The organism is bacterium (assembly GCA_035691305.1).
In the GTDB taxonomy this organism is placed as follows: domain Bacteria; phylum Sysuimicrobiota; class Sysuimicrobiia; order Sysuimicrobiales; family Segetimicrobiaceae; genus DASSJF01.
The window spans coordinates 126,194-133,112 of the sequence record DASSJF010000061.1; the positions used below are offsets into that span (position 1 = coordinate 126,194).

Sequence of the window (6,919 nt, forward strand, 5' to 3'; positions counted from 1 at the left end):
GATGGATCGGCTACCGGGCACCGGAGTGTTCCACCACACGGAGACGCAGCGCGGCTCGGCAGCGCTCGAATTCGCGCTGGTCCTGCCGTTTGTGCTGGCGTTGATCGGCGCGATCATCGACGGCGGTTGGGCCCTCCATCAGGCGGCGCTGGTCACGGCCGCCGCAGAAGCCGCCCAACGTACCGTGGCGCTGCAGGACACCGGCGCCGGACATTGCGCCGGAGGACCGCCGCTCACCTATGGCGACGCATCGACTGCCGCGGCGGCGACCGGCGCCCCGACGCTCGATCCCTCCCGCATGGCGGTCACGGTGCGCTATCTGGAACCCGCCTGCACCGGACGGATGCGGACGCTCGTGGTTGACGTGACCTACACTTTGCACGCGCTGACGCCGTGGTTTGCCGGTCTGCTGAACGGCCGCCGGCTGACGGCCGAGGCGGCGAGCGCCGTGGAGGAACTGCCGCCGCCCTGGTGGGGCTCGGCAGCGCAGGTCCAGGTGGATCAATCTCAAATCGCGGCGCAGCAGGCGCAGATCGACTCGCTGACGTCCGCGTATCAGGGTGTGCTTGCAGCGTACCACGCCGAGACGTCGTTCGCGTCGGCGCTCTCGCAAAGCGCGGCCTACTACTACGCGCGGTGGCTACAACTCGTCAACGGGGGAGGGTCCGATGGAACGCACGAGCGGTAGCGGAGTGATGCGTCTGGGACCGCTGGCGCGGCGCTTGCTCGCGCGACGCCGGCGGTGGCTCCGCTGGGCGGCCGTTGGCTTGGCGGCCTTGACTCTCCTGTCGGCGGTGGCGCAGCTTCGTCACCGGCCGGCGCCTCGACAGTCCGGCGCCATCCGAGTCCAGACCGCCGCGGCGCCGCGGGTCGTCGGCGTGGCCGATGTGGTCCCGCGGGACATGCGCGCCGTGAACGTGATCGTCCCGGCCGCCGCGACGTTCGACGGGCGACTCGCGCCCGGGTCGCGCGTGGACGTGCTGGCGGCGTTCGACCTCGGCCAGGATCGCGCGGTGCGGCGGGTCCTCGCGTCCGGCATCGTCCTGCACGTGACGCCACGCGCCGCTCCGGCTGCCGCGGTGCCGCCGTTGTCCGGCGATGGACGTTTCAGCGGGGCCGCAGTCGACGAAGTGGCGCTTGCCGTTCCGGCCGCGCGCGAGCAAGAGATCGTCATGGCGCAGGCCTTCGGCCGCGTCTTTCTCGCCGTCGAGCCCACCGACGCGTTGCGGTCGGCGTCGAACCCTTCGCGGCCGCGGCCCACACGCGGCGCAGCATCCGACGCGGCGCTGCTGCTGCGCCGGTACGTGGATCTTCCTCCGGCCGCCGCGTTTTCCGCGGTTCCCCCGAGATGGGCCGGCGCACCGCCGAGCCCGCCGCCGTTGTTCGGCTGGCCGGCTGCTTCGGGGACGGTCGCGCCCGGGCACGCGACGTGGCCCTCCGACCCGCCGCGACCGTCCGGCCAGCCGTCCGGCATTAGACGCGACGATGCCACGGTTGAGGTCATCGAGGGGACCACGCGGACGACTGTGGAGGTTTCGCCGTGATCCTCGGCGCGATCGGCGTCACGCTCGTCATCCTCCTTGGCTTCACGGCGCTGGCCGTCGACATTGCGAATGGCTATGTCGCGCGCTCGATCCTGCAGCACGCGGTCGATGACGGTGCGGTCACCGCGCAGCGGTGGAGCGCGCAGGTTGACGATCCCGGCGTCGATCCGGGCGCCGTGCGGGCCCAGGCGGTGGCCGCCGCGCTCGACACCGCGCGGCGCGACATCGCGGCTCAGGGCCTGGCTGGGGTCACAGCCGTGGAGGCCGCCGTCGCCGGCCCGCGTCTCCGGATCGCAGCACGGGCGTCGATTCGTACCTGGTTCTTGCGCCCGTTCGGTATCACGACGCTGGCGCCCTCCGCTTCGTCGGACACTGGGCTGTGGACCGCAGTCTCCCCTGCGCCGGTGTTTCCGCCCGCCCTCGGTCCCGCTCCCACGGTCGCGTTGCCGGAGACGCCGGGCCGTTCTGGCGCCGCCGCACAGCCCGGTGACGTCGCGGGTACGGGGGACCTTGCCGGGCAGTCGGGCGGTAGCATCGCCGAAGGGCCATGAGCGAGCTGCCCTACCTCATCGTGTGCCACAGCGACGCCGACGTTCGAGCGCGTATCGCGGCGCATCTGCGTGACACCGGCCGCGTCGACTGCGTGGAGAGCCTGGACGGAGTGCTCGATCTTCTGGCGCTCGTGGCCGCGGACTGCCTGGTCGTCGAACTGCCACCCGCGCCGGCGGAGCGTGGAGTGCTTGGTCGTATCACCGCCGCTTACCCCGACATGTCCGTGATCGCCGCCACTGCCGCGCCGGCGTTCGAAAACGTTCGGGAAGTGCTGCGGCTCGGCATTCACGACATCGTGGCGGCCCCCTTTGATCCCGCGGGTCTCGCCGCCGCCGTGCGCGAGGGGCTGGCGCGGCGCCGCGCGGCCGTCTCGCCGGGCATTCGAGGCACGGCCGTCGCCGTGGTCTCCGGCAAGGGCGGCGCGGGCTGCACGTCGATTGCTCTTCACCTCACCGCGGCGCTGGCCCGCCGCGGTACCGCCGTGGTGGTTGATGCCGATGCTCCTCCGTTCGGTACGCTGGCACCCGCAGCCGATCTCGACACCGGTGCGACCGTCGCCGGGCTCGTACGCCAGCATCTGCCGATCGAGTCGAAGGTCCTAAATCGCGCGGGCGCGGCGCACGCGGCGGGCTTCAACGTCCTCGGACTCTGGGCCGCGTCCGGCGACGCCGACGAAGTGCCCGGCGTCATTCCCGCCACGCTGGAAACGTTGACCGCGGGTCTCGCGTTCGTCGTCCTTGACCTCGGCCGCCCGGCGCTGCCGGCGCAGCGGTTGCTGGCCCGTCGCGCCGGCCTGGCGGTTGCGGTCGCGACGCTCGACCTCCTCGCGCTGCGAAATTTTCGGACCCTGCTCGACATGCTGGCGTCGGACGGGGTCGCGCGCGTTCTGCCCGTGCTCAATCGCGAAGGCGGTCCGGCGTCCTATACGCGGGGTCAGGCCGAGGCTGCGCTCGGGACGCCATTCGCGGCCGCCCTGCCCGAGAGCCCGCGGCTCGGCCGGTGCGCAGACGACGGCGTCTTGCTGGGCGCCGCCGCGCCGGATGATCCGTGGTGGCGCGCCATCGAGCGCCTGGCGGCCGAGATCGTCGACCGCCGGCGGGAAGAGTTTCGCGGCGCGGTAGTCGCGGCGCCATGAGCCAGCCCCGGTCGGCAGGACCCGCCGCCGCGGCCGGTGCGCGCCCGCCGGCCCCGGGTGAGGTCCGGGCGGCACTGCACGCCCGGCTGCTTGAGGACGTGGAGCGCCACGCCCTGGCCGGGCAGGACCGCGCGATCGTGCGGCCCTATCTCGAGGACGTCCTCGCGCGATACCTGCGGGAATACCCGCACCTCTCCCAGGCCGAGACGGATCGCATCATCCGGGACCTCTGCGACGATATCGTGGGGTTCGGGCCGCTCGAACCGTTGCTCCGTGACCCGCACATCACCGACATCATGGTCAACCGGTTCGATCGCGTCTACGCGCAGCGTCACGGCGCGAAGGTCTTGACGGCGGTACGCTTTCGGGACGAAGAGCACCTGCGGTACATCATCGGCCGGATCGCAGAAATGGGCGGACGCCGCATCGACGCGGCCACGCCGATGGCCGACGTTCGCATGCCGCAGGGATACCGGGCGCACGCGGTGATTTCGCCGGTGGCCGTCGGCGGATCGTGCCTCGCCATCCGGCTTTTTCCGCAGCAACCGCACACGCTCGAGGACCTGGCGGCGCGAGGGGCCTTTGGCGCGGAGGTGGCCGAATATCTGGCCTGCGCGGTGCGGCACAAGGTCAACGTGCTCTTCACCGGTGGGACCGGCGTGGGAAAGACGAGCCTGCTCAACGCCTGCGCCGCCGCGATGCCGCCTGACGAGCGTATCGTTTCCATAGAAGAAGCGGCCGAACTCCGCCTGTCTCTCGAGAATTGGATCCGCTGGGAGACACGCGCCCCGAACATTGAGGGCCGCGGCGAGATCACTCAGGCACATCTGGTCCGCCACGCGCTCCGCCAGAACCCCGATCGCATCATCGTGGGCGAAGTACGCGGCGGGGAAGCGCTGGACATGCTCCAAGCGATGAACACCGGTCACCGGGGCAGTATGAGCACCCTTCACGCCAACGGCCCGGTGCACGCGCTCGACCGCCTAGAGGTGCTCGCGCGTTGGGATTCCGGCCTGCCCGGCGATGTCGTCCGCCGGCTCATCGCCGGCGCGATCGAGGTCATCGTGCATCTCGAGCGGCGCCCCGACGGCCGCCGCGCGGTAGCCGAGATCAGCGAGCTGACAGGGTGCGATCGCGACGCCGTGCAGTTACAGACCGTATTCCGCTGGGATCGCGGGTGCGGCCGGCCGCTGTGGACGGGGGTGCCGTCCCGCGTATCGCGCCGCCTGCGGCAGCTCGGCGTGCCGGCACTGTCCTTCGAAGGCGGCGCCGGGACCGTGTGAGCGCCGTGCTCCTGCTGACGCTCCTCGCCGCCCTGTCGGCCCTGGCATGGACCGGCGGCCGTCCCGACCATCCCGACCGGACCGCACGCCGGCTGGTCCGCTATCTCCGTCGCGACGGGGTCTCGGAGGGGCCGGAGCCGATCTTCGCCCGCGCAGACCGCGGTCTGCGGCGCCTCCCGTTCGGCGCGGCGTTCGAACGGTATGCCGTCCAAGCAGGCGTCGCGATGCCGGTGTCCGCGTTGCTGCTTGGCGTCGGAGCGGGCGTCTCCGTTGCAGCCGGCATCGGCGCCGCGGCCGGTGGGCCGGTAGGCGCGGTGCCGCCGGTGCTCGCCGCGATCTTGGTCGGGCATGCGGCGCTCCGGACGGCGCGGAGCCGCCGCATCGGACGCATGGAGGCGCAGCTTCCCGCGGCACTCGACATGCTCGTCGGCCAGCTGCGATCGCACCGGTCGGTGGGCGAAGGGATTTCGGACATCGCCCGCTGGATCGCACCGCCGCTCGGCGGTGAGTGTCGCAGGCTCGCCGAGGAGCTGCGGATCGGGGTTCCGCTGCCGCGGGCCCTCGAGCGGCTTCGCGACCGGATGCCGGCCCGGGCGGTTCCCGCGATCGTGACCGCGATCCTGGTCGCCGACCGCACCGGCGCCAACCTCGCGGAGTGCCTCGCCCGTCAGGCGGCGGCCGTTCGCGCGCAGATCGCGTTCCGTCAGGAACTGAGCGCGATGACGGCGCACGCGCGCGCCACGGGGATGATTCTGGCCCTGCTCCCGATCGTTGTCGCCGCGGCGATGTTCGTGCTCGATTCCGGCGTGTTCGAACCGATGGTTGCCACCACATCTGGGCGCGTCCTGCTCGGCACGGCGTGCGCCATGGAGCTCGCCGGCTGGCTCACGATGCGGTGGATGATTCACCGCGTGGAAGCCTGACCGCCGCCGATGGGTGGATGGGCGCTCGCCGCGGGGCTGGGACTCGCGGATGCCGTTCTCTGGGTCTGTCTTCTTCTACGTCCGGCGGCGCGCGCACCCGCGCGCCTTGAACGCTATTGCGGTCCGTCGCCGTCCCACACCGGGACGGCGACGCGGCGCTATGGCTCCCCCGCCGGCCGCCGGCGGTCCGCGCCGCGGGGCGTTCTCTCGCCGCGCCGCCGTCGCGCCGGTCTTCACGAGCTCAGCCGGGCATTTCCGGATGCGCTCGATATGCTCGCGGTGTGCCTGCGCGCCGGCCTCGGGTTGCACGCGGCGGTTGCGGAGTACGCCGTGACCGCGTCCGGCGCCGCGGGCGAGTTGTTCCGAAGCTACCTCGCGGAACTCGCGGTGGGCCGGGCACCGGACGACGCTCTGGCGGATCTCGCCCGCCGCTATCCGCTCGATGAAGTGGCCGCGGCGGCCGCCGCCGTCGCGCAGAGCCTGCGGATCGGCGCACCGCTTGCGGACGTTTTCGAAACCCAGGCCGCACACTGCCGCAGCCTCGCCCTGCACCGCGCACGCGAGTCGGCGCAGAGGCTCTCCACCCAACTGGTGCTCCCACTGATCGCGTTCATCTTTCCGGTTGTCTTCATCGTCGGCCTCGGGCCGGTCGCGCTCAGAGTCGCCCGCCTGGTCGGCTTAATTCGGTGATGCCCGACGCCGGCCGGAACGCCCCACGCGCCCGCCGCGAATCCGTGCCGTCGACCGCGCGATCTCCCGGATCTCGTCTTGCACGATACGCTTTTCCCCAGTCCTGATATGATGACTGGTTGGAAGAACGCCGTGGCAGCCGATGCGTTGGAATCTCGAACGAGTTGTCTAGAAGGGCATTCAGCAGATGGACAGGCGTCTCGGATCGATCGAGGCTAGAAGTAGAACGTCGAGCCCGGCAGCGCCTTCGTCAGTCCCTGCCCGAGCCGCGTCGCCCAATACTTTGCCACCTGCATCGGGCCGCCGGAGCCTTCGGCGTCGGCCGGCGTCACCGTGAACACTAAGATGTCGCCGACCGTAATGATCGCGTCGGCGCCGTCCTTCTTGACCGCGACCACCGCACCCTGACGGATCTTCGGGTCGCTCAGGACCTGCGTGATCCGGCGGGTGACTTCCGTCGCCCGGTCGGCCGCGCTGACGCCCTGCCAGTCGTGGGTGATGCGCGTAATCCAGACGCCGCCGACGGAGATGTCGCGTGGGTCGGCGAAGGCCGGCTTGGAGATCCCAGCGACGAGTGCGGCCCCGATCAAGACCGCGGCGATGACCATCGTGCGGCGAACCGGCATCACTGGCCCCTCCCCCAAATCAACTGGCTACGGCCATCTTACCCACCTACGGGGTTTTTGCGACCCGGGTTCAGGAGACGGGGGCGCCGCTCGGGATGTCTTTCTCCGGTTCCAATAAAATTACTTGATCCCCGTGGCTGGCCGCGAGCAGCATGCCCTGCGACTC

At 71.3% G+C, this 6,919-nt stretch carries 8 protein-coding genes; 7 read left to right on the forward strand and 1 reads right to left on the reverse strand.

Annotation, left to right across the window (positions count from 1 at the left end; all coding sequences use genetic code 11):
- The first annotated feature begins 1 nt into the window (after position 1).
- From VFL28_11440 to VFL28_11470, 7 genes are all read left to right on the forward strand, one after another.
- Complete coding sequence (locus VFL28_11440; GenBank protein HET7265275.1) at positions 2 to 688, forward strand: TadE family protein; 687 nt, start codon at positions 2 to 4, stop codon at positions 686 to 688.
- Positions 669 to 1,544 (forward strand): RcpC/CpaB family pilus assembly protein, encoded by an 876-nt coding sequence (locus tag VFL28_11445; protein ID HET7265276.1) that lies wholly within the window; start codon positions 669 to 671, stop codon positions 1,542 to 1,544. Before VFL28_11440 ends, VFL28_11445 begins: the two co-directional genes overlap by 20 nt.
- Positions 1,541 to 2,095: a hypothetical protein gene (locus VFL28_11450; protein ID HET7265277.1), complete on the forward strand. Its 555-nt coding sequence runs from the start codon at positions 1,541 to 1,543 to the stop codon at positions 2,093 to 2,095. The genes VFL28_11445 and VFL28_11450 overlap by 4 nt, the downstream gene beginning before the upstream one ends.
- Positions 2,092 to 3,231: a hypothetical protein gene (locus tag VFL28_11455; protein HET7265278.1), complete on the forward strand. Its 1,140-nt coding sequence runs from the start codon at positions 2,092 to 2,094 to the stop codon at positions 3,229 to 3,231. Before VFL28_11450 ends, VFL28_11455 begins: the two co-directional genes overlap by 4 nt.
- Positions 3,228 to 4,514, forward strand: a complete 1,287-nt coding sequence (locus VFL28_11460) for a CpaF family protein (protein ID HET7265279.1) — start codon at positions 3,228 to 3,230, stop codon at positions 4,512 to 4,514. Before VFL28_11455 ends, VFL28_11460 begins: the two co-directional genes overlap by 4 nt.
- Positions 4,511 to 5,437: a type II secretion system F family protein gene (locus VFL28_11465; protein ID HET7265280.1), complete on the forward strand. Its 927-nt coding sequence runs from the start codon at positions 4,511 to 4,513 to the stop codon at positions 5,435 to 5,437. Before VFL28_11460 ends, VFL28_11465 begins: the two co-directional genes overlap by 4 nt.
- Before the next feature lie 270 nt (positions 5,438 to 5,707).
- Positions 5,708 to 6,127, forward strand: a complete 420-nt coding sequence (locus tag VFL28_11470) for a type II secretion system F family protein (protein HET7265281.1) — start codon at positions 5,708 to 5,710, stop codon at positions 6,125 to 6,127.
- A 215-nt stretch (positions 6,128 to 6,342) separates the two neighbouring features.
- On the opposite strand, the gene VFL28_11475 is transcribed toward VFL28_11470, so the two are convergent.
- Positions 6,343 to 6,753, reverse strand: coding sequence for a hypothetical protein (locus VFL28_11475; protein HET7265282.1), 411 nt, complete (start codon positions 6,751 to 6,753; stop codon positions 6,343 to 6,345).
- Positions 6,754 to 6,919 lie beyond the last annotated feature (166 nt).

Excerpts from the sequence above, each read along its gene's own strand:
- VFL28_11475 (HET7265282.1), bottom strand. The coding sequence starts at position 6,753 with ATGCCGGTTCGCCGCACGATGGTCATCGCCGCGGTCTTGATCGGGGCC.
- VFL28_11440 (HET7265275.1), top strand. The coding sequence starts at position 2 with ATGGATCGGCTACCGGGCACCGGAGTGTTCCACCACACGGAGACGCAG.
- VFL28_11455 (HET7265278.1), top strand. The coding sequence starts at position 2,092 with ATGAGCGAGCTGCCCTACCTCATCGTGTGCCACAGCGACGCCGACGTT.
- VFL28_11460 (HET7265279.1), top strand. The coding sequence starts at position 3,228 with ATGAGCCAGCCCCGGTCGGCAGGACCCGCCGCCGCGGCCGGTGCGCGC.
- VFL28_11445 (HET7265276.1), top strand. The coding sequence starts at position 669 with ATGGAACGCACGAGCGGTAGCGGAGTGATGCGTCTGGGACCGCTGGCG.
- VFL28_11470 (HET7265281.1), top strand. The coding sequence starts at position 5,708 with ATGCTCGCGGTGTGCCTGCGCGCCGGCCTCGGGTTGCACGCGGCGGTT.